General features: G+C 68.1%; 16 protein-coding genes and 2 tRNA genes. 8 read left to right on the top strand and 10 right to left on the bottom strand.

Annotation, left to right across the window (positions count from 1 at the left end):
* Window positions 1-6 precede the first annotated feature (6 nt).
* Entirely contained in the window at window positions 7-1,380 is a 1,374-nt protein-coding gene (locus tag JK358_RS01205) for an ADP-ribosylglycohydrolase family protein (protein WP_201942364.1), read from the top strand.
* A gap of 172 nt (window positions 1,381-1,552) precedes the next feature.
* On the opposite strand, the gene JK358_RS01200 is transcribed toward JK358_RS01205, so the two are convergent.
* The 3 genes from JK358_RS01200 to JK358_RS01190 all read right to left on the bottom strand — a co-directional run bounded on the left by JK358_RS01200 (window position 1,553) and on the right by JK358_RS01190 (window position 3,201).
* Window positions 1,553-1,627, bottom strand: a tRNA-Cys gene (locus tag JK358_RS01200).
* A 5-nt stretch (window positions 1,628-1,632) separates the two neighbouring features.
* Window positions 1,633-1,705, bottom strand: a tRNA-Ala gene (locus JK358_RS01195).
* A gap of 173 nt (window positions 1,706-1,878) precedes the next feature.
* Window positions 1,879-3,201, bottom strand: coding sequence for an acetyl-CoA C-acetyltransferase (locus tag JK358_RS01190; RefSeq protein ID WP_201942361.1), 1,323 nt, complete (start codon window positions 3,199-3,201; stop codon window positions 1,879-1,881).
* A gap of 201 nt (window positions 3,202-3,402) precedes the next feature.
* Between JK358_RS01190 and JK358_RS01185 the strand changes: the two genes are divergently transcribed.
* Both JK358_RS01185 and JK358_RS01180 read left to right on the top strand, forming a co-directional pair.
* Window positions 3,403-4,761 carry a 3-oxoacyl-ACP reductase gene (locus JK358_RS01185; protein ID WP_201942357.1) on the top strand — a complete coding sequence of 453 codons (1,359 nt, stop codon included), beginning with the start codon at window positions 3,403-3,405 and terminating at the stop codon, window positions 4,759-4,761.
* The gene (locus JK358_RS01180; RefSeq protein ID WP_201942355.1) at window positions 4,758-5,630 is read left to right on the top strand and encodes a MaoC family dehydratase; all 873 of its coding nucleotides are present in this window, start codon (window positions 4,758-4,760) and stop codon (window positions 5,628-5,630) included. Before JK358_RS01185 ends, JK358_RS01180 begins: the two co-directional genes overlap by 4 nt.
* A gap of 375 nt (window positions 5,631-6,005) precedes the next feature.
* Here JK358_RS01180 and JK358_RS01175 read toward each other — a convergent pair whose 3' ends face one another.
* From JK358_RS01175 to gnd, 4 genes are all read right to left on the bottom strand, one after another.
* The gene (locus JK358_RS01175) at window positions 6,006-7,385 is read right to left on the bottom strand and encodes a DUF5685 family protein (RefSeq protein WP_269811707.1); all 1,380 of its coding nucleotides are present in this window, start codon (window positions 7,383-7,385) and stop codon (window positions 6,006-6,008) included.
* Between the two features lie 57 nt (window positions 7,386-7,442).
* Window positions 7,443-8,042 (bottom strand): TetR/AcrR family transcriptional regulator, encoded by a 600-nt coding sequence (locus tag JK358_RS01170; RefSeq protein ID WP_201942352.1) that lies wholly within the window; start codon window positions 8,040-8,042, stop codon window positions 7,443-7,445.
* Between the two features lie 101 nt (window positions 8,043-8,143).
* Window positions 8,144-9,307: a glycoside hydrolase family 3 N-terminal domain-containing protein gene (locus JK358_RS01165; RefSeq protein ID WP_201942349.1), complete on the bottom strand. Its 1,164-nt coding sequence runs from the start codon at window positions 9,305-9,307 to the stop codon at window positions 8,144-8,146.
* Window positions 9,308-9,454: 147 nt separating this feature from the next.
* A complete protein-coding gene (gene gnd / locus JK358_RS01160) occupies window positions 9,455-10,483 on the bottom strand; it encodes a phosphogluconate dehydrogenase (NAD(+)-dependent, decarboxylating) (protein WP_201942346.1) in 1,029 nt (342 codons plus the stop codon).
* Window positions 10,484-10,897: 414 nt separating this feature from the next.
* Here gnd and JK358_RS01155 point away from each other — a divergent pair, with 414 nt between their 5' ends.
* Entirely contained in the window at window positions 10,898-12,643 is a 1,746-nt protein-coding gene (locus JK358_RS01155; RefSeq protein ID WP_307817214.1) for a VanW family protein, read from the top strand.
* Between the two features lie 193 nt (window positions 12,644-12,836).
* On the opposite strand, the gene JK358_RS01150 is transcribed toward JK358_RS01155, so the two are convergent.
* Complete coding sequence (locus JK358_RS01150) at window positions 12,837-14,663, bottom strand: acyl-CoA dehydrogenase (protein WP_201943715.1); 1,827 nt, start codon at window positions 14,661-14,663, stop codon at window positions 12,837-12,839.
* A gap of 424 nt (window positions 14,664-15,087) precedes the next feature.
* Here JK358_RS01150 and JK358_RS01145 point away from each other — a divergent pair, with 424 nt between their 5' ends.
* The 3 genes from JK358_RS01145 to JK358_RS01135 all read left to right on the top strand — a co-directional run bounded on the left by JK358_RS01145 (window position 15,088) and on the right by JK358_RS01135 (window position 17,295).
* Entirely contained in the window at window positions 15,088-15,939 is an 852-nt protein-coding gene (locus JK358_RS01145) for an alpha/beta fold hydrolase (RefSeq protein WP_201942342.1), read from the top strand.
* A gap of 31 nt (window positions 15,940-15,970) precedes the next feature.
* Window positions 15,971-16,579 (top strand): dihydrofolate reductase family protein, encoded by a 609-nt coding sequence (locus tag JK358_RS01140; RefSeq protein WP_201942338.1) that lies wholly within the window; start codon window positions 15,971-15,973, stop codon window positions 16,577-16,579.
* A gap of 86 nt (window positions 16,580-16,665) precedes the next feature.
* On the top strand, window positions 16,666-17,295 hold the full coding sequence (locus JK358_RS01135) for an alpha/beta hydrolase family protein (RefSeq protein WP_307817213.1): 630 nt from the start codon (window positions 16,666-16,668) through the stop codon (window positions 17,293-17,295).
* Window positions 17,296-17,302: 7 nt separating this feature from the next.
* Here the strand turns inward: JK358_RS01135 and JK358_RS01130 are convergent, their stop codons facing one another.
* The gene (locus tag JK358_RS01130; RefSeq protein ID WP_201942335.1) at window positions 17,303-17,716 is read right to left on the bottom strand and encodes a DUF6463 family protein; all 414 of its coding nucleotides are present in this window, start codon (window positions 17,714-17,716) and stop codon (window positions 17,303-17,305) included.
* Between the two features lie 104 nt (window positions 17,717-17,820).
* On the opposite strand from JK358_RS01130, the gene JK358_RS01125 reads away from it, so the two are divergent.
* Window positions 17,821-18,456, top strand: coding sequence for a TetR/AcrR family transcriptional regulator (locus JK358_RS01125; protein WP_201942332.1), 636 nt, complete (start codon window positions 17,821-17,823; stop codon window positions 18,454-18,456).
* Here JK358_RS01125 and JK358_RS01120 read toward each other — a convergent pair.
* Window positions 18,369-19,106, bottom strand: a complete 738-nt coding sequence (locus JK358_RS01120) for a class I SAM-dependent methyltransferase (protein ID WP_201942329.1) — start codon at window positions 19,104-19,106, stop codon at window positions 18,369-18,371. The two genes, JK358_RS01125 and JK358_RS01120, sit on opposite strands and share 88 nt — an antisense overlap.
* Window positions 19,107-19,147: the final 41 nt, after the last annotated feature.

Below are 19,147 nucleotides of genomic sequence, written 5' to 3'. Positions count from 1 at the left end.
GATCAGGTGGGAACGATAGAGACGGCGTTCTTCGGCCACCACGAGGCCGATCCGCGCGCCCTGCTGTTCTACGAATGGTGCCAACGACGCGAATCCGGTTACGCGGTGGATGATTTCGCCGAGGAGGTGCACGAGCTCAGCCGCATGGAGCGGCCGCTGGAGAAAGCCTGCTGGCGGCTGCTGGACCGCATCGAATCGGCCGAACGCCTACCGGAATGGCGCTATCTCGAGTGGGACGATGTGAACGGTGCTGCGGGAGAGCCTGATTCGGCCGCGGTGTCCGCCGAAGCAACGGCGGCGCGGGAGGCCGGACCGCTGCCGCCGGAGGAACTGTTCGATCGTGTCCACGGCGGCTGGCTGGGCCGCGCCGCCGGCTGCACACTCGGAAAACCGTTGGAGAACGGCTTCCTCTGGACCCCGAGCCGCATCCGCGCCTACCTGGAGCCGGTCGACGCCTACCCGCTGACCGACTACGTCCCCGTGCGCGACCCGATGCCGGACGGCGTCGAATTGCATTGGACCTGGCCGGAATCCACCCGCGACCACATCGACGGCTGCCCCCGCGACGACGATCTCGACTACACCGTCCTCGGCCTGCACCTGCTCGAACAGCGAGGCCCCGACTTCACCACCGACGATGTGGCGGCCCTCTGGCTGGAACGCCTCCCGTTCCTGCAGACCTACACCGCCGAACGCGTCGCCTACCGCAACCTCATCGACGGCTTCACCCCACCGGACACCGCCACCTTCCGAAACCCCTACCGCGAGTGGATAGGCGCGCTCATCCGCGCCGACATCTACGGCTACATCAGCCCCGGCGATCCCACCCGCGCCGCCGCCCTGGCCGCCCGCGATGCCTCGATCTCCCACGTGGGCAACGGATTATGGGCCGCACAATGGGCGGCCGCACTGGTGGCGGCCGCCTTCACCGCCGACTCCCCGCACACCGCCCTGACGGCGGCGCAGACGGTCGTCCCCGCGCGTTCCCGCCTGGGAGTCGCCCTGTCGGAGGTCATGGAGGACCACCGCCGCGGCTTCCCCTGGGACCATTCGAACGCCGCCATCCGAGCCCGCCACGGCCGCTACAACTGGGTCCACGCCATCGGCAACGCCTGCTGCATCGCCGCCGGACTGCTCTGGGGCGAAGGCGATTTCACCCGCACCATCGGCCTGACCGTGCAGGCGGGCTGGGACACCGACTCGAACGGCGCGACGGCGGGCTCGGTCGCGGGCATCCTCGCCGGAGCCGCGAGCCTACCCGCACACTGGACCGCCCCGTTGCACGACCGATTACGCAGCTCCGTCGCCGGTTACGACGGCAGCAGCATCGCCGACCTCGCCCGCCGGGCGAACGACGTGGCGGTGCGATTCGCACACTAGGTGGCCTCGACAGTAGGCGGCTGTGAAGGCGGGAATCGGACCCGCGACCTTTCCGCTCGTCGCCTGGATGCTCTACCGACTGAGCTACTCCGCAGCCGAAGTCAGGCTAGCGCGCGAGACCTGCTGAGCCTAAGGGGGTTTTCAGCATGCCGGGTGGTGGTATTCGGACAGGTGGTCATGGAGGTGGGAATCGAACCCACGGCCCCCGCCGTGCATGCGGGCGCTCTACCGCCTGAGCTACTCCATGTGCGGTCGCGGAGGCGGGAATCGAACCCGCGACTTCCACACTGCGTGTAAGGCGCTCTACCAACTGAGCTACTCCGCGACCGCTGTCGAGACTATGCCGTGGATGATCCAACCCGCCAAGGGTTTTCGCCGGTCGCCGAAATGCCGGAGGGCGGTGCCCTGCCCGATGTTCGGGACCGGGGCACCGCCCTCGTACTGACTCGCGCTTGCTTCCGGGCGCGAAAACCGTTGCCCGCCTGGGGCGTCGAACGACTAGCGTTCGACGATCGCCACGACGCCCTGGCCGCCCGCGGCACAGATGGAGATGAGGGCGCGGCCGCCGCCCTTCTCCGCGAGCTGCTTGGCGGTCTGGGCGATGATGCGGCCGCCGGTGGCGGCGAACGGGTGGCCTGCGGCGAGCGAAGAGCCGTTCACGTTCAGCTTGGCGCGGTCGATGGAGCCCAGTGCGCCGTCCAGGCCCAGGCGCTCCTTGCAGTACTGGTCCGACTCCCACGCCTGCAGGGTGGCGAGCACGACGGAGGCGAAGGCCTCGTGGATCTCGTAGTAGTCGAAGTCCTGCAGGGTCAGGCCGTTGCGGGCGAGCATGCGCGGCACCGCGTAGGTGGGGGCCATGAGCAGGCCGTCGGGGCCGTGGATGTAGTCGACGGCGGCGACCTCGGAGTCGACCAGGTAGGCCAGCGGCGACAGGTTGCGCGAGGCCGCCCACTCGTCGGAGCCCAGCAGCACCGCGGACGCGCCGTCGGTGAGCGGGGTGGAGTTGCCCGCGGTCATGGTCGCGCCACCGGCCTTGACGCCGAAGACCGGCTTCAGGGTGGACAGCTTCTCGATGGTCGAGCCGGGACGCAGGTTGTCGTCGCGGGTCAGGCCGAGGAACGGGGTGATGAGGTCGTCCATGAAACCGCGGTCGTAGGCGGCGGCCATGTTCCGGTGCGACAGGTAGGCCAGCTCGTCCTGCGCCTCACGGGAGACGCCGAACTCCTTGGCGGTGATGGCGGCGTGCTCGCCCATGGACAGCCCGGTGCGCGGTTCGGCGTTGCGCGGGATCTCGATGCCCACCATGGACGGCCGCAGCCGGCCGACCAGCTTGACGTAGTCCTTGTTGTTCTTGGCGCGGTTGGCGTCGAGCATCCACTCGCGCATGCTCTCGCTCACGCCGATGGGCGCGTCGGAGGTGGTGTCGACGCCGCCGCCGATGCCGTTCTCCAGGCGGCCCAGCGCGATGCCGTCGGCCACGGTCACGATGGACTGCAGGCCGGTGCCGCAGGCGAGCTGCAGGTCGTGCGCGGGGGTGTAGGGCGACAGGGTGGAGCCGAGGACGCTCTCGCGGATCATGCCGTGCTCGCCGACGCGCTTGAGCACCGCGCCGCCGACGACCATGCCCAGACGCTCGCCCTGCAGGCCGAAACGGCTGACGAGGCCGTTCAGGGCGGCGGTGAACATGTCCTGGTTGGAGGCGTGCGCGTACTTGCCGTCGGAGCGGGCGAACGGAATGCGGTTACCGCCGAGGATGGCAACCGGGCGGGCCTGCTTGGTGTTCTTGGCCGCGGTCTTCGCCGAACGGGCTTTGGTGGTCACTCGAGTCTCCAGTGTCTCGTCGGTGGCGGTGTGTTTCACGATTGCCGGCTTTGGGATGGTCCCGCGGGACCCGCATCAGTCGGTTTACATTAAACTTACTCTGGAGTAAGTTCATTTGTCGACACCGTACCCCGCAGATGTGCGCAACACCGCCCTGGGGATGGCAGAGAAACGCAACCCGACTCAGAGAAGGTAGGAACAGTGGCAGCCAGCAAGAGCAAGGGTGCTCCGAACCTGTACGGATCGTTCATCCACTCCGCCCCCGGCGCGTTCCTGGCGAGCAAGCTCGGCCTGCCGCAGCCGGAAACCCTGCGGCGCTACCAAGCCGGCGAGCCCGCTCTGCCCGGCCCCGTGCTCGTCGGTGGCAAGGGCCGTGTAGCTGATTCGGTGCGGAACCTGCTGTCGGACTACACCTTCGTGGATTCCGTCACCCCGGGTGTGAAGTTCGGCGCACTCGTGTTCGACGCCACCGGCATCAAGACCATCGAAGAGCTCGAGCAGCTGTTCCAGTTCTTCCAGCCCGCCATGCGCAGCATCGCCCCCTCGGGCCGCGTGCTCGTCATCGGCACCACCCCCGAGCTGTCCGCGTCGGTCGACGAGCAGATCGCGCAGCGCGCGCTCGAGGGCTTCTCCCGCTCGGTCGGCAAGGAGCTGCTGCGCGGCGCCACCGCCAACCTGGTCTACCTGCACCCCGAGGCCGCTTCCGCCGCAACGGGTCTGGAGTCCACCCTGCGCTTCATCCTCTCCGGCAAGTCGGCCTTCGTCGACGGCCAGGTGTTCCGGGTCGGCAAGGACGACTCGACCGCCCCGGCCTCGTGGGACAAGCCGCTCGAGGGCAAGGTCGCCGTGGTGACCGGTGCCGCCCGCGGTATCGGCGCCACCATCGCCGAGGTCTTCGCCCGCGACGGCGCGACCGTCATCGTCGCCGATATCCCGGCCGCCGGTGAGGCGCTGTCCGAGACCGCCAACAAGGTCGGCGCGACCGCCCTGGCCCTCGACGTCACCGCCGCCGACGCCGCGCAGAAGCTGGCCGAATTCGCCACCGAGCGTTTCGGCGGCATCGACATCATCGTGCACAACGCCGGCATCACCCGCGACAAGCTGCTCGCCAATATGGACGAGGGCCGCTGGAACTCGGTCATCAACGTGAACCTGGCCGCGCCGCACCGCATCACCGAGGGCCTGGTCGCCGGCGGCGCGCTGAAGGCCGGCGGCCGTGTCATCGACGTGTCCTCCATCGCCGGTGTCGCCGGTAACCGCGGCCAGACCAACTACGGCGCCTCCAAGGCCGGTGTCATCGGCATGGTGAACGCCGAGGCCCCGAAGCTGGGCGAGAAGGGCATCACCATCAACGCGGTGGCTCCCGGCTTCATCGAGACCGCCATGACCGCCGCCATCCCGCTGGGCACCCGTGAGGCCGGCCGCCTGCTGTCCTCGCTGCTGCAGGGCGGACAGACCGTGGACGTCGCGGAGACCATCGCCTACTTCGCCTCCCCGGCGTCGAACGCGGTGTCCGGCAACGTGGTTCGCGTCTGCGGCCAGGCCCTGATCGGAGCATGATGTCGCAGACCATCAACCTCACCGAGGTGCCCAAGAACACCGGGCTGTTCGTGAAGGCCGCGCTGGGCGCGGTGCCGGTGCCGGGCGCGCTCTCGGCCCGCGGCTCCAAGATTCCGGACCGCACGGTCCGGCTGGAGGGGTTCAAGGTCGATCCGGATCACCTGGCCGCGTACTGCCGCGCGACCGGGCTGCGATTCAGCGACTCGCTGCCGCTGACCTACCCGTTCGTACTCAGCTTCCCGCTCGCCATGCAGCTGGTCGTCGCCCGCGACTTCCCGTTCGTGGCCGTCGGCGCGGTGCACGCGGAGAACGTCATCGAGCGCACCCGTGCCATCTCGGTGTCGGAGCCCCTCGATTTCGAGACCCACATCGAGAACCTGCGTGAGCACTCGAAGGGCCTGCTCGTGGACGCGATCACCGAGGTGAGCGTGGGCCGGGAGCTGGTGTGGCGGCAGGTCACCACCTTCCTGCACCAGCAGCGCACCTCGCTGTCGGGCGGGCCGAAGCCGGAGCCCAAGCCGGACGAGGTGCCGCCGCCCCCGCTGCGTCAGCTGCGCGTCGATCAGAAGATGATCAACCGCTACGCGGCCGCGTCGGGCGACCACAACCCGATCCACACCTCCGCGCTGGGCGCGAAGGCTTTCGGCTTCCCGAAGCCGATCGCGCACGGCATGTGGTCGGCGGCCACGATTCTCGGTTCGCTCGAGGGTCGCATCCCCGATCAGGCCACCTACACGGTCAAATTCGGCAAGCCGATCTTCCTGCCGTCGACCGTGAACGTGTACGCCGATCAGGTCGCGGGCGGCTGGGACCTGTCGCTCAAGCACCCGAAGAAGGGCTTCCCGCACTTCACCGCGACCATCCGCTAGCGGATGTGAGCCGCGCACCGATTCGCCGTATGTGGCTTGGCAGGGGTCTCGACATCCGGCCGGATCGGGAGCGCGGCTCTTTCGTTTCTGCGAGTAATCGTCTGGGTGATTTGCGAGATTTGTAGGTCGCAGCCCGCCTGCTGACTGACGAGGATTGCCATTTTCCGCCGGATAGGTTCCCGTCTGACTGGGACACCGGTACCGTGCATCTAGCTACTCGCGCACTCGGCCTCACCGCCGGGTGCCCTGTAGCGACGATCCCCGGGTGGGTGGGACCAGGGTCGCGCACCGATCCCACGCCGTATGTGGCTTGGCAGGGGTTTCGACATCCGGCTCGGTTCGGAGCGCGACCCTGTCGTCGTCCGCACCCGATTCTCAGCAGTCGCAGCAGCACCCATCGCAGCAGCAGCCGTCACCACAGCACTTGCCATCGCAGCCACTGCAGCAGTCACACCCGCAATCCGCGCATCCGCGCTTGGTCCAGGACTCCTTGCGCTTCCCGCTGCACGGCCGCGTGTGCTCGGCGCAGCAGGCATACCCGGTGCAGTACTGCGTGAGAACGATCCCGATCCCCTCGAGAATGCTGGGCTTGTGCGACCGCGGCGACTTCACGGTGTCGATATCGAGGAGCGCCGGTTCCGAGAGCCGGATTCCACCGTGCGCTCCGCCCGCATGAGGTGCCTCGTCCGCGTGGTCGGACCGGCACGCATGGGCGGTACAGGCGCGCACGCCACCGGCAGCCCGCCCGATCCGCTTCACCACACCGTGCAGCGGATCCAGCAGCATCCACCGCACCGTCGGCGCCTGCTCCAGCGCCACCCGGCTCAATGCCGCGCGCAATGCCGAATTCGATTCACGCAGCAGCGCATACGCGACTTCGACCGTGGTCCCGGTAGCCGCCAGCGGATTGAACCGGCCCCGCTCGCGATCATCCTCGAAATCCTCGATGGCATCGGCCAGATGCGCGATCCGCCCGAAATGCCACCCGGCTTCCCGCAGCGCATCAGCGTTCTCCGGCCTCCCGGCCAGAATCGCCGTGTGCGCGAACAACTCCGCCGCACACACCTGCGTGGGCTCCGTCAGCCGATCCAGCGTCTCCGCCGCACGGCCCTCCCCGCTGTCGGATCTCGGGGTATCGGGCCGCGGCGAATCTTCTTCGCTGTCGGGGGTTCGGGGGCGAAGCCCCTGAGAATCCCCAGAGAGTTGAGGATCCGCCGTGCCGACGGCGACGGCGTGCTCCAGCCGAGCCTGGGATTCGATTGCGGCGATGAGGGGTTCGATGTCGAGGCCGATCGGGGCGGCGGCGGCTCGGGCCTGGGCGTGCCAGCGGGTGGAGACCCGGGCCATCGGGCGGGTGGTGAGGCGGCCGGTCTGGCCGTCGTCCACGTGATCGCGAATCTTGGCCGCGCCCAACAGGAGTGAGGCGGTGGCGGCCAACTGGACGCCGGGGGAGTCCGCGGTGGCGACCGCTGCGCGACGCATCCCGCGCAGCGGGCAGGGGGCGGCGGTGGTGCGGGCGGGGGAGTGTTGCTGCTGGGCTTCGGTGAGGATGCCGAGCACCAGGGCATCGGTATTGGTGGCGGCCCGGGCGAGTTGGCCGTGGCCGTCGCGCAGGCCCAGGCAGAGGCCGCACAGGTGGGTTTGCCAGGCGGTGGCTTCGATCCCGTAGGCGGCGGCGCCGTGGGCGCACGGTTTGAGCATGCCGAACAACTGCGGTCCCCGTTCCCCGGCCGGGGCGAACCGGCCGTCCTGCAACACAATCCAGGTGGATTGTGGCAGCAAGATCGGCCGACGGGAAGCCGAGCGCCGGGTCTAGGCTTCCTTCTTCTTGCCGGAAAGACCGCGCCAGGCGAGGTTGTCGAGCAGGTCGACAGCCTCGGCCATTTCGATCTGACCGCTGGCGACCCGGTCGGCGATGGCCTCGCCCGCACCGATCACCGCCACCGACACCACCTCGAAATTGGTGCCGGGTTCGGCGTACTTCGCACTGGATTCGAGCAGTTTGGCGGTGAGCTCGATGATCCGGTCGCGGCTGTTGGCGATCTCTGAGGCGAACGGTTGCTGCCCGAGCGCCTGCCGGTAGAGCACCTGCCATGACAGCCGGTTCTGATCCACGTACGACAGGAACGCCTCGAGCCCGGCGCGCAGCTGTTCGTGCGGGGTCAGCTTGGGGTTGCCTGCCACCGCGACGGCCTCGATGAACCGAATGCTCTCGCGGTGGATGCAGGCGCGGAAGAGTTCGTCCTTGGAGCCGTAGTACAGGTACAGCATGGGCTTGGAGATGCTCGCCTCGGCGGCGATGGCATCCATCGAGGTGTCGTGATACCCCTTGCGCGAGAAGACCTCCACGGCGGCGTCGAGCATCTGCTGCTCGCGCACCGCGCGAGGAAGCCGTTTCGTTCCGCCTGCCATTCACTCTCCCTAGGACATGTCGAAGCCCTTATCTTACTCCAAGGTAAGTTCCGCGACTGCGAATTGCCCGGCGAATGCTCGGCACGGTGGCGCGGAAGAACTCAGCACTGTGGTGCGGTGCCCTTGAACCTTGCCATGCGCAGCACCGAGGCATCCACCTGGCTACCCGGTAGGCGGCCCGCCTCCACCGCGGACACCAACCTGTCGAGCACGCTCGACAGCGCGTCGGTGGTGATCCACAGGGCGTTGTCCGCACCCGCGACCAGGGCGGCTTCCACCGCCTCCGCGATTCCCATGCGGCTGGTGATGGCCGCCATGCCGCTCAGATCATCGGTGAAGATCACACCGTCGAAGGGCGCCGCACCGTAGCCGGTGCCCTGCCGCAGCAGCTGCATCACCTCGGGGCTGATACTCGCGGGTTCGTCCGGCTTGGTGAGCCCGGGGACATCCAGATGCCCGACCATCACCGCGGCCCCCGAACCGATGAGCGCGCGGTACGGGACCAGGTCCTTGTCCTGCAGCTGCTCGAGCGGCGGTGTGCGCACCGCGCCCGTGTGCGAGTCGCCGGAGCCCGAGCCGTGCCCCGGGAAATGTTTCATGACCGCCCCGAGCCCCGCGTCCTGCAGCGCCCGGATCTGCGCGTCCGCGTACTGCACGACCTTGTCCGGATCATCGGAGTAGGAGCGGTCACCGATCACGCTGTCATCGGGCTGGCTGCTGACATCCACGTCCGGTGCGAAGTCGACGGTGAGGCCGAGCATCTTCATCTTCTGCGCCCGGCCCAGGCTGAACCGGTAGTACTCGTCGACGCTCATGGTCGCCGCGGCCACCCGGGCCGAGGGCGCGGCGCCGATGAGGTCGCGCAGGCGCGAGACCCGCCCGCCCTCCTCGTCGATGGTCACCATGAGCGGCGTCCTGGAAGCCTTGGTGACATCGTCGATCAGGCCGTTGGCGAGCAGTGCCTTATCGGTCCAGCCGCCGATGAAGATGCCGCCCACCTGCTCGTTCTTCACCACGTTCGCGGCATCGTCGGCCCCGGTGACGCCGACCGTCAGCAACTGCGCCAGCTTCTGCCGCAGCGTGAACTGCGCCAGGTAGCCGGCCTTGCAATCCTGTTGTGCCGGTTGCGTAGTCGTCGGCGCGGCGGCACTGCTCGAATCGGTGCCGCTCGGCCCGGATTCCTTGGCCGGTCCGCTGCTGCCACCCGAGCAAGCGGTCAGCACGACCGCTGTCACTGCTAGCACTATCCCCGGAACAATGCGCATGGCACCGACGGTAGCCGCCGCGGCAAACCCAGCCCACAACGACACCGACTTCGCACCCCCGCGACCGGAAAGTCGTCCGGATCCGGCCGTGAAACCGCCCGGGGCTCCCGGCATTTCGGACGGGAACCCCGGATTCCGAACGCGCGCTTACTTCTTCGGTAGCTCGTGATGCCCGCCGAACGCCTGACGCATGGCGGACAACGCTTTATCCGCGTACAGCGATTCGCCCCGCGACGAGAACCGCTGGAACAGCGCCGCCGACAGCACCGGCGCGGGCACGCCCTCGTCGATGGCGGCGTCGAGGGTCCACCGCCCCTCGCCCGAGTCGGAGACCCGCCCGCCGAAGGAATCCAGGTTCGGGTCCGCGTAGAGAGCCTCCGCGGTCAGATCCAGCAACCAGGAGGCGACCACCGACCCGCGCCGCCACACCTCGGTGACCTCGGGGATGTCGATGTCGTACCGATAGAACTCGGGATGCTCCAGCGGCGTGACCTCGGCGGAGTGCTCATCGTCCTGCTGGTTGCCCACATTCGCCTTGTGCAGGATGTTCATGCCCTCGGCGTAGGCGGCCATGGCCCCGTACTCGATGCCGTTGTGCACCATCTTCACGAAGTGCCCCGCCCCGGCCGGTCCGCAGTGCAGGTATCCCTGCTCGGCCGCCGACGGCTCCCCGGTGCGCCCGGGTGTGCGCGGTGCGGCGTCGACGCCGGGCGCGATGGACTTCAGCAGCGGTTCGATGTGCGCGACCTGTGCGGCTTCGCCGCCGATCATCAGGCAGTAGCCGCGTTCCAGCCCCCACACGCCGCCGGAGGTGCCGATGTCCAGGTAGTGAATGCCCTTGGGCGCCAGGGTCTTCGCCCGCGCGATGTCCTCGTGGTACCGGCTGTTGCCGCCGTCGATGACGATGTCGCCCGGTTCCAGCAGTTCGCCGAGCTGGTCCACGACCGCCCCGGTGGCTCCGGCCGGGATCATGACCCAGACGACACGCGGCGTCTCCAGTGCCGCCACGAATTTGCTCAGATCCGTGGTGCCGCTGAAGCTGCCGCCGCAGTCGGCGCTGAGATCGTCGATGTTCTGCTGATGGCGTTCGTAGCCGACCGCGGTGTGCCCATCGCGGATGATGCGTCGCACGATATTGGCGCCCATCCGGCCGAGTCCGATCATCCCGAGCTGCATGTGCTCTTCCGCCTCTCTGTGTATTCAGCGGGCGGCCGAGTGCCGTTCTCCGTCGGGCACCCGCGCTATCGGTTGGGAGCCGAGCCGATTCTGGCCGTACCCGGGGAGTTACCCGCATCTCACGAGATCAGATGTCGCGTTCACTGCCTACGACGATAGCTTGCCCGGAGATCTTTCCGGTTTCTTGGACGAGGTGTGTAACGCCTCGCCGAACCACCCGATAGACGGGGTGGCTCCGTGCTGTTGCCAGACCCCCGACCCGGCAACCGCACGGAGCTCTCTTCGTATCCGGGCGACCTGTTGCACAGGGTTTGCTGTCGGCCTGGGCAAGCAATCGATGTCGGTGTGGCCCACTATGGTGGGCGGTGGATTCGCGCCGTGTGAATCCACGATCAGCCATTGGGAGGATGGTTCGTGACCAGCGGTAGTCCCGGGCGTCACACACGCGCGCGTCACTCCACCGAGAATCCGGCACCCGCACCGCAGTTCCTGAACTCCGCGACGGCACGTCGCGCGGGAATCGCGGCGGGCCTGCTGATGGCCGCGGGTGGCCTGGCTTTCGCGGCGGACTGGTCGCTATCGTCCGGCCACGTGCCGCGCGGCGTGCAGGTCGCCGGTATCGACATCGGCGGCATGGAGCGCTCCGACGCACAGTCCCGGCTGGAGTCCGCGCTGAATCAGCGTGTGACACAACCGGTGACGGTCCGCATCGGCGATGTGCAGGCCACCGTGGTGCCGCGCGACGCGGGCCTGTCGGTGGACTGGGACGGCACCTGGGACCGCATCGGCTCGCAGCCGGTGAACCCGGTCACCCGCCTGACATCGTTCTTCAGCACCCGAAATGTGGAGCCCGCGGCCACAATCGACGATTCCGCCATGACGGCCCAGCTGGCCGCGCTGAGCTCACACGATCGCCAACCCGTCGAGGGCGGTGTGGTTTTCGACGGCGCGAGACCCGTGGCGGTGCAGCCGGTGCCCGGTCGCGTCCTGGATGTGCCCGCCGCGCGCACCGTGCTGGCCGAGCACTGGGCCGACGGCCCGACGCTGGAACTGCCCGCCGTGGAAACCCAGGCGCAGGTCACCTCCGCCGCCGTGGACCGCACCCTGCGCGAGGTCGCGCAGCCCGCCGTGCGCGCCGCGGTCACCTTCACCGGTAAGGGCGGCAACGGCACGCTGGAGCCCGCGCAGATCGCGGGCGCGCTCACCTTCGCGCCGAACGGTCAAGGCGGCCTTACCCCTTCGTACGACAACGAGGCGATCATCGCGGCGCTGGAGCCGCAGCTGAAGTCCACCGAGATCGAGCCCAAGGACGCCACCTTCGAGGTCGGCGGCAGCCGCGCCACCGTGGTGCCCGCCGTCGTCGGCGACACCATCAACTGGGACAAGACCCTGGAAGGTCTTCCCGCCCTGCTGGTTTCACCGTCGGACCGCTCCAAGGTCGTCGTCTACGAGCAGGTGAAGCCGAAACTCTCCACCGAGGACGCCGAGAAGATGGGCGTGGTGCAGTCGGTCGGCTCCTTCACCACCGGCGGCTTCAGCGGCCCGTCCGGCGTGAACATCCGCACCGTCGCCGAGAAGGTGAACGGCGCGGTGGTGAAGCCCGGAGAAACCTTCTCCCTCAACGATTTCACCGGCCCCCGCGGCGCCGAACAGGGCTACGTCGAATCCGGCATCATCAACCAGGGCCGCCCCAGCACGGCGGTGGGCGGTGGCATCAGCCAGTTCGCCACCACCCTCTACAACGCCGCCTATTTCGCCGGCATGGAAGACGCCGGCCACACCGAGCACAGCTACTACATCTCCCGCTATCCCGCGGCCCGCGAGGCCACCGTCTTCGACGGCGCGATCGACCTCAAGTTCCGCAACAACACCCCCTACGGCATCTTCATCGAGGCCAACGCCAACAGCTCCGAGGTGACGGTTCGCCTGTGGAGCACCAAAACCGTTGAGGTGGAGTCGATCACCGGCGAGCGCACCAAGCCCACCGACCCCAAGGAGATCACCCTCCCCAAAGGCAAGGAGTGCATCGCCTCCGAGGGCGCACCGGGTTTCACCACCTCCGACACCCGGGTGATCCGAGATTCCAAGACCGGCAAGGAAATCTCCCGCACCACCCGCACCGTCAAATACGACCCGATTCCCGTCGTGAAGTGCGAGTGATCCGCCGCTGCCGGTAACTGTCCCAACACTATCCACAGCCGGTGGATAGATTGTGGGGAAACTGTGGACAACTCGTCACGCTGTCCGCGACTGCTCCTGCGGCACAGTGCATCTCACCCCTGAATACAGCAGAACGGCCCGGGATCACCGGGCCGTTCTGCTGTTTCTTCCGGTATGGAAGTTGTTGCGTGCCTTAGAACGCGGCCTCGTCGAGCTCCATGATGTCGTTGTCCAGGTTCGACAGGATGGCGCGGGTCGCGGTCAGCTCGGGGAGCACGTTGCGGGCGAAGAACTGCGCGGTGGCGATCTTGCCCTGGTAGAACGCCTCGGTCGAGCCGTTGTCGAGCGCCTTGATGGCGACCTCGGCCTGCGCGAGCAGCTGCCAGCCGATGAGCAGGTCGCCGACGGCCATCAGAAAGCGGACCGAACCCAGGCCGACCTTGTACAGCTCCTTGGCGTCTTCCTGCGCGCCCATGAGGTGGCCGGTCAGCGTGGCGGCCATGCCCTGCACGTCCTCCAGCGCGGTGGCGAGCAGCTTGCGCTCGGCCTTCAGGCGACCGTTGCCGCCCTCACGCTCGATGAACTTCTGCACCTGGCTGGCCACGTGGGCCAGCGCCACGCCGCGGTCGCGGGCGATCTTGCGGAAGAAGAAGTCCTGCGCCTGGATGGCGGTGGTGCCCTCGTACAGCGAGTCGATCTTGGCGTCGCGGATGTACTGCTCGATCGGGTAGTCCTGCAGGAAGCCGGAGCCACCGAAGGTCTGCAGCGAATCGGTCAGGTACTGGTAGGCGCGCTCGGAGCCGACACCCTTGACGATCGGCAGCAGCAGATCGTTGACGCGGAACGCCAGGTCCTTGTCCGCACCCGAAACCAGTTCGGCCACATCGGCGTTCTGGTGCGCGGCGGTGTACAGGTAGATGGCGCGCAGGCCCTCGGCGTACGCCTTCTGCATGGCCAGCGAGCGGCGCACGTCCGGGTGGTGGGTGATGGTGACGCGCGGCGCGGTCTTGTCGGTCATCTGGGTCAGGTCGGCGCCCTGCACGCGGATCTTGGCGTACTCCAGCGCGTTCAGGTAACCGGTCGACAGGGTGGCGATGGCCTTGGTGCCCACCATCATTCGAGCGTTCTCGATGACGTCGAACATCTGCGCGATGCCGTTGTGGACCTCGCCGACCAGCCAGCCCTTGGCGGGCACGCCGTGGCCGCCGAAGGTGACCTCACAGGTGGCCGAGACCTTGATGCCCATCTTGTGCTCGACGTTGGTGACGAACACGCCGTTGCGCTCACCGAGGGTGTCGGTCTCGAAGTCGAAGTGCCACTTCGGAACATAGAACAGCGACAGGCCCTTGGTGCCCGGTCCGGCGCCCTCGGGGCGGGCCAGCACCAGGTGCATGATGTTCTCGAACAGGTCGTCGGAGTCACCCGAGGTGATGAAGCGCTTGACGCCCTCGATGTGCCAGGAGCCGTCTTCCTGCTGGATCGCCTTGGTGCGGCCGGCGCCGACGTCGGAGCCCGCGTCGGGCTCGGTCAGCACCATGGTGGCGCCCCAGTTGCGGTCGGCGATCTTCTGAGCCCACTTCTTCTGCTCATCGGTGCCGTTGTTGTAGAAGACCTGCGCGAATCCCGCACCGGCGGCGTACATCTGGGCCGGGGGGTTGGAGCCGAGGATCATTTCGCCCAGCGCCCAGCCGATGACGGAGGGGGCGCCCAGGCCGCCGAGCTCCTCGCGCACCGGAACCTTCGACCAGCCACCGTCTTCGAGCGCCTTGTAGGACTTCTTGAAGGAGGCCGGGAGGGTGACGGTGTGGGTCTCGGGGTCGAAGGTCGGCGGGTTGCGGTCGCCGTCCTCGAAGGAGTCCGCGAGCGGGCCCTCGGCGAGGCGACGCACCTCGGAGAGCATTTCCTTCACGGTTTCGGTGTCGAGATCGCCGTAGGCGCCGCCGTCGAGCAGGCTGCCGAGGCCGAGTACCTCGAAGAGGTTGAACTCGAGATCGCGAACGTTGGCCTTGTAGTGACCCATGGTCGTACTCACTCTCCATTGAGGATGGGTGCGGTTCGGTGTGTGCCGTTCCCGCCCGTCAGGTCTCCACCGTGTAGACACCGTAAAGCTGCGCCTACTGGCGGGTAACTTAAGCGCCATGTTACCGAGCGGTAGGACGGTCGCCAAGGCGATCAGGTCCTAATGTGACCGAAAGCACCAAGGTCAGCGCCCGGTTGCGAACCCTTTGCGGGCGAGATGATCTCGCTATGACCGATACCGGCCGTTCTCACAATCTCCGACCTGCCGCGATGAGGTTTCCGGCCGGATCGGCCACGCCCACCCGAATGTGGTGTGGGTCACTCGAAATTCCCGCGCCCGCGCCGATTAATTCCGGCGCGGCCCGCCGTCCTATCCCGTGAACGCCGATGACGGCACATTCGGTTGGTACGGAAGGAAATTGATCGTGGAGACCATCACCACCCCTGCGGGAAACACCCTCGCCTTCGATCGGATCGCAGGCGGTGACGCCGGAACGGTCATCCTCGTCGGCGGTGCCTTCAGCTATCGGAAATTCCCGAAAATGGTCGAGCTCGCGGAGAAACTCGCCGCCGAATACCGGCTCACGGTCGTCAACTACGACCGGCGCGGGCGCGGCGACAGCACCGATACCCCCGGCGTCTACGACGTGGAGAACGAGATCGACGATCTGGCCGCACTGGTGGCCGCGGTCGGCCCGGCCGCACTGTACGGCTGGTCCTCGGGCGCGGGACTGGCGCTGCGCGCCGCGCAATCCGGCCGCATCCCGGATGTCACCGGCGTGGTGGCATTCGAGCCGCCGTTCGTGGTCAACCATGAGAACTTCGTTCCCGCAACGGATCTGGCGATCGAGCTGCACCGCCTGATCGACTCCGGAGACCGTTCCAAGACCGTGCGCTTCTACATGAAGAAGGCCATGGGCATCCCCGGGTTCTTCGTCGAGACCATGCGGTTCACCCCGTTCTGGAAGAACCTGCAGGCCACCGCCGCCGCCACCGCGCACGACTGGGCGGTCATGGCTCCGTTCATGCGCGGCGAGGCCCTGCGCGCCGAGGATTGGTCCGGTGTGAAAGTCCCGACCCTGGTAGCCGCCGGCGCCAAGAGCGACGCACTGCTGCGCACCGGCGCCCGCGCCATCGCCGAAGTGCTCCCGAATGCCCGCCACATCGAACTGGCGAAGCTCAGCCACAATCCGAATATCGCGATCCTGACCCCGCCGACCGGTGAATTCCTCTCCGGTACCGGTGAATACGCGGACTTCTCGCCCGTAACCCACTGACCAGCTCACCACAATTCCCAGGAGTAATCCGATGCGCACCATCACCGCCGGCCTTTTCATTTCCCTCGACGGCGTCATCGAAGACCCGCAGGACTGGCACTTCCCCTACTTCGACGACGATATGGGCGAGGCGGTCGGCGCCCAGCTCGGCTCGGCCGACACCCTGCTGCTCGGCCGCGCCACCTACGACAGCTTCGCCGGAGCGTGGCCCGAGCGCGAGGCCGCGGGCGGCGAGGACGCCGTCTTCGCCAAGCAGCTCGGCGATGCCCGCAAGATCGTTGTCTCGCACCAGGATCTGGAATTCAGCTGGCGCAACTCCGAACAGCTCCAGGGTGATCTGCTGGAGGCCGTCGCCGAGCTGAAGCGGCAGCCCGGCGCGACCTCGATCGCGATGAGCGGTTCCCCATCGGTGGTCCGCCAGCTGCTGGCCGCCGGACTGCTCGACGAACTGCACCTGTTCGTGCACCCCATCGTGGTCCGCAAGGGCGCGAAGCTGTTCGACGAGGGCGAGGCCGCCATCCCGCTGCGCCTGGTGTCCTCGAAGTCGTTCTCCTCGGGTGTGATGCACCTGGTCTACACCTCCGCCGAGCCTGCGGCCGCCGCCGGTTACGACGAGGCCAAGACCCACCTGCCGGGCTGAGCCGCGCCGACGCTCCGACAGGCGGGGCCGAGCTCGGCCGGGTGTCCTGCGGGCCCGTGGACCGGACTCGGCCATAGGATCGCCCGGTGACGTACACCGCGAGCGCTGTGCGCATCGAGACCGAAGCCGGACCCGCCGAGGTGGAGATCGACCGGCGTGGCCGGGCGAAGCCGAAGTTCCTGCTGGTGCTGACACACGGCTCCGGCGGTGGTGTCGACGCGAAAGACATCCTGGCTGTTCGCGATTCGGCGATCGATCACGGCGGCGCGGTCGCGCTGGTGACCCAGCCGTACCGGGTCGCCGGGCGGCGCGCGCCGGGTAAGGCCGAGGTGCAGGACGCGGCCTGGCTGGAGATCATCGCCGCGCTGCGCAAGAAGGTCGGCAAGGTGCCGTTGATCCAGGGCGGCCGCAGCAACGGCGCGCGGGTGGCGTGCCGCACCGCCCGCGCTGTCGGTGCGAGCGGTGTGCTGGCGCTGTCGTTCCCGCTGCATCCGCCCGGCAAGCCGGAGAAATCCCGGCGCGACGAGTTGCTCGCGCCCGGGGATATCGAGGTGCTGGTCATCAATGGGGCCCGCGATCCGTTCGGCATCCCGGACGCGGCCGATGCCGCCGAGGTACATGTCGTCGCGGGCCAAGCCCATTCCTACCGTGCGGGTTTCGACGAGATCGCCGCCACCGCGACACCGTGGGTGTTGCGGTGGGCGGGTCTGGCCTGACCGGAGTTCACACCCCGCTGGTCTGCGGTTCGCGCGTGACGGCCTGCGGGGCGGCGCGCCGGTCGGCCGCGAGCAGCAGGCCGACCGCGATCCACGCCACCAGCCAGGGCGCGGGTTCGGCGATAGCCGCGGCCACCGCGATCCACAGCCCGACGGTCCAGGCGATGAACGGCGGCGGCACCAGGCCGCGGTTGTCCATCCACAGCACGATCGCGCCGACGAGTGCGAGCGGAACACCGAAGCTGCCCACGCTCATCCAGAACGCGCCGGTGCTCGCGTTCATCTCGGCGATGCTGTCGCTCACCGTCCACAGTTCGAAGCGCAACCACGAATCGGCGTGATGCGGGGCCGTCAATGCGAGCCCGAGCACGGTGTGCGCGACTCCCAGGAATACGAGGATGCGACCTGCCCACTTGACCATCGGAACTCCTAATACGGAACTGGCAGTTTCGATACTGCTGGTTCCGTATAGTAGTCCGGGTGCCGCAACCGAAACAAGCAGTCGGACGCCCCCGGAACAGTCGGGTGGATCACGCCATCACCAGCGCCACCCGCGAGATCCTGGCCGAACGCGGCTACGCCGGACTCACCGTCGACGCCGTGGCCACCCGCGCCGGCATCGGCAAGGCCGCCATCTACCGCCGGTTCGCGACCAAGCAGGAAATGATCTTCTCGGTCGTCATCCACGACATGCGGGAGACCGCACCGCCGGACACCGGCTCCCTGCGCACCGACCTCGCCGCACTCGCGCGCACCGTCGCCGGACAGCTGAGCAGCGCGCCGACCGATGTGCTCACCGGACTACTCGCCGACATCTACGCGGATTCCACACTCGCCGAACGGTTTTCCGGCACCTTCCTGGAACGACAGCGGCAGGTGATCACGGAACTGCTCGAACGCGCCGGGGCCCGAGGCGAACTGGCGTCGAGACCGGACCCCGCCACCGTGCACGCACTCGTGCTCGGCCCGATCTTCGTCTGGCTGCTGGTGCTGGATGGTGATCCCGGCACGGTGGACGGTCTGATCGAAACCGTCGCCGAATCAGCTACCGCCGCACTGCTTTCCGCCGCAGCTCACAGCTGCGGCCCGAGCGCCGGCGGTTCGATGGGCGTCTCCAGTCCGAGGGGTGGCGCGGGCGGCGTCGGCGGCGCGGGTTTGTAGGCGACCACCAGTGCGTCGATGGCATCCCTATCCTCGGTGGGGCGCTGCACCCGCCCGGCCGTCCGGATCGAGAGCTCGTCGAGGGCGGGCCCCAGATCGGCGACGATGTCATCGGGTGTGAAGGTCAGCGCCGGATCCTGTTCGCCCCCATACCCTTCAGCGGTGTTGAGCGGGTCGTTGCCCAGCACCACGAGAGTGCCTTCCGGCGAGAGCATCTCGGCCGCGCGCAGCAGCAGCGCCCGCCGCTGCTGCGCCGGAAGATGAACGTGCGCAAGCAGAATCAACTCGAACGGCCCGGTGATCCCCGCGGCGTCGAGCGCGGTGACATCGGCGCACTGCCAGTGGATCCGCCCCCGCACGGACCGCGACAACCGCGAGGCCACGGTCCGCCCCTTGTCGATCCCCGTCTGCGCGAAATCCACCGCCGTCACCTGCCACCCGTGCGTGGCCAGCCACAGCGCGTTGCGCCCTTCCCCGCAGCCGAGGTCGAGCGCCCGCGGCAGTTCCGGTCGCTCCTCCCCGACCCCGAACCCGCCGAGCGGCAACTTCCGCTCCAGCCCGAACACCTGCTCCACGACGGTGTCGTTCGGCGGCGCACCCCACACCAATTCGGTGCGCGCGTAGTGCTCGTCCCATTCGGCGGCGTCCATGCCCCCGAGTCTATGAGCTCCCGGGAAACGCGAATCGGCCG

It is taken from the genome of Nocardia acididurans, from assembly GCF_016741815.1.
GTDB lineage: Bacteria > Actinomycetota > Actinomycetes > Mycobacteriales > Mycobacteriaceae > Nocardia > Nocardia acididurans.
Note: the sequence above shows the minus strand (reverse complement) of the source record. Positions and strands in the feature narration are given on the sequence as shown.

Bases quoted from the DNA above. Each gene is read 5' to 3' on its own strand.
- JK358_RS01180 (WP_201942355.1), top strand. From the start codon at position 4,758: ATGATGTCGCAGACCATCAACCTCACCGAGGTGCCCAAGAACACCGGG.
- JK358_RS01170 (WP_201942352.1), bottom strand. From the start codon at position 8,042: ATGGCAGGCGGAACGAAACGGCTTCCTCGCGCGGTGCGCGAGCAGCAG.
- JK358_RS01165 (WP_201942349.1), bottom strand. From the start codon at position 9,307: ATGCGCATTGTTCCGGGGATAGTGCTAGCAGTGACAGCGGTCGTGCTG.
- gnd (WP_201942346.1), bottom strand. From the start codon at position 10,483: ATGCAGCTCGGGATGATCGGACTCGGCCGGATGGGCGCCAATATCGTG.
- JK358_RS01150 (WP_201943715.1), bottom strand. From the start codon at position 14,663: ATGGGTCACTACAAGGCCAACGTTCGCGATCTCGAGTTCAACCTCTTC.
- JK358_RS01140 (WP_201942338.1), top strand. From the start codon at position 15,971: ATGCGCACCATCACCGCCGGCCTTTTCATTTCCCTCGACGGCGTCATC.
- JK358_RS01130 (WP_201942335.1), bottom strand. From the start codon at position 17,716: ATGGTCAAGTGGGCAGGTCGCATCCTCGTATTCCTGGGAGTCGCGCAC.
- JK358_RS01120 (WP_201942329.1), bottom strand. From the start codon at position 19,106: ATGGACGCCGCCGAATGGGACGAGCACTACGCGCGCACCGAATTGGTG.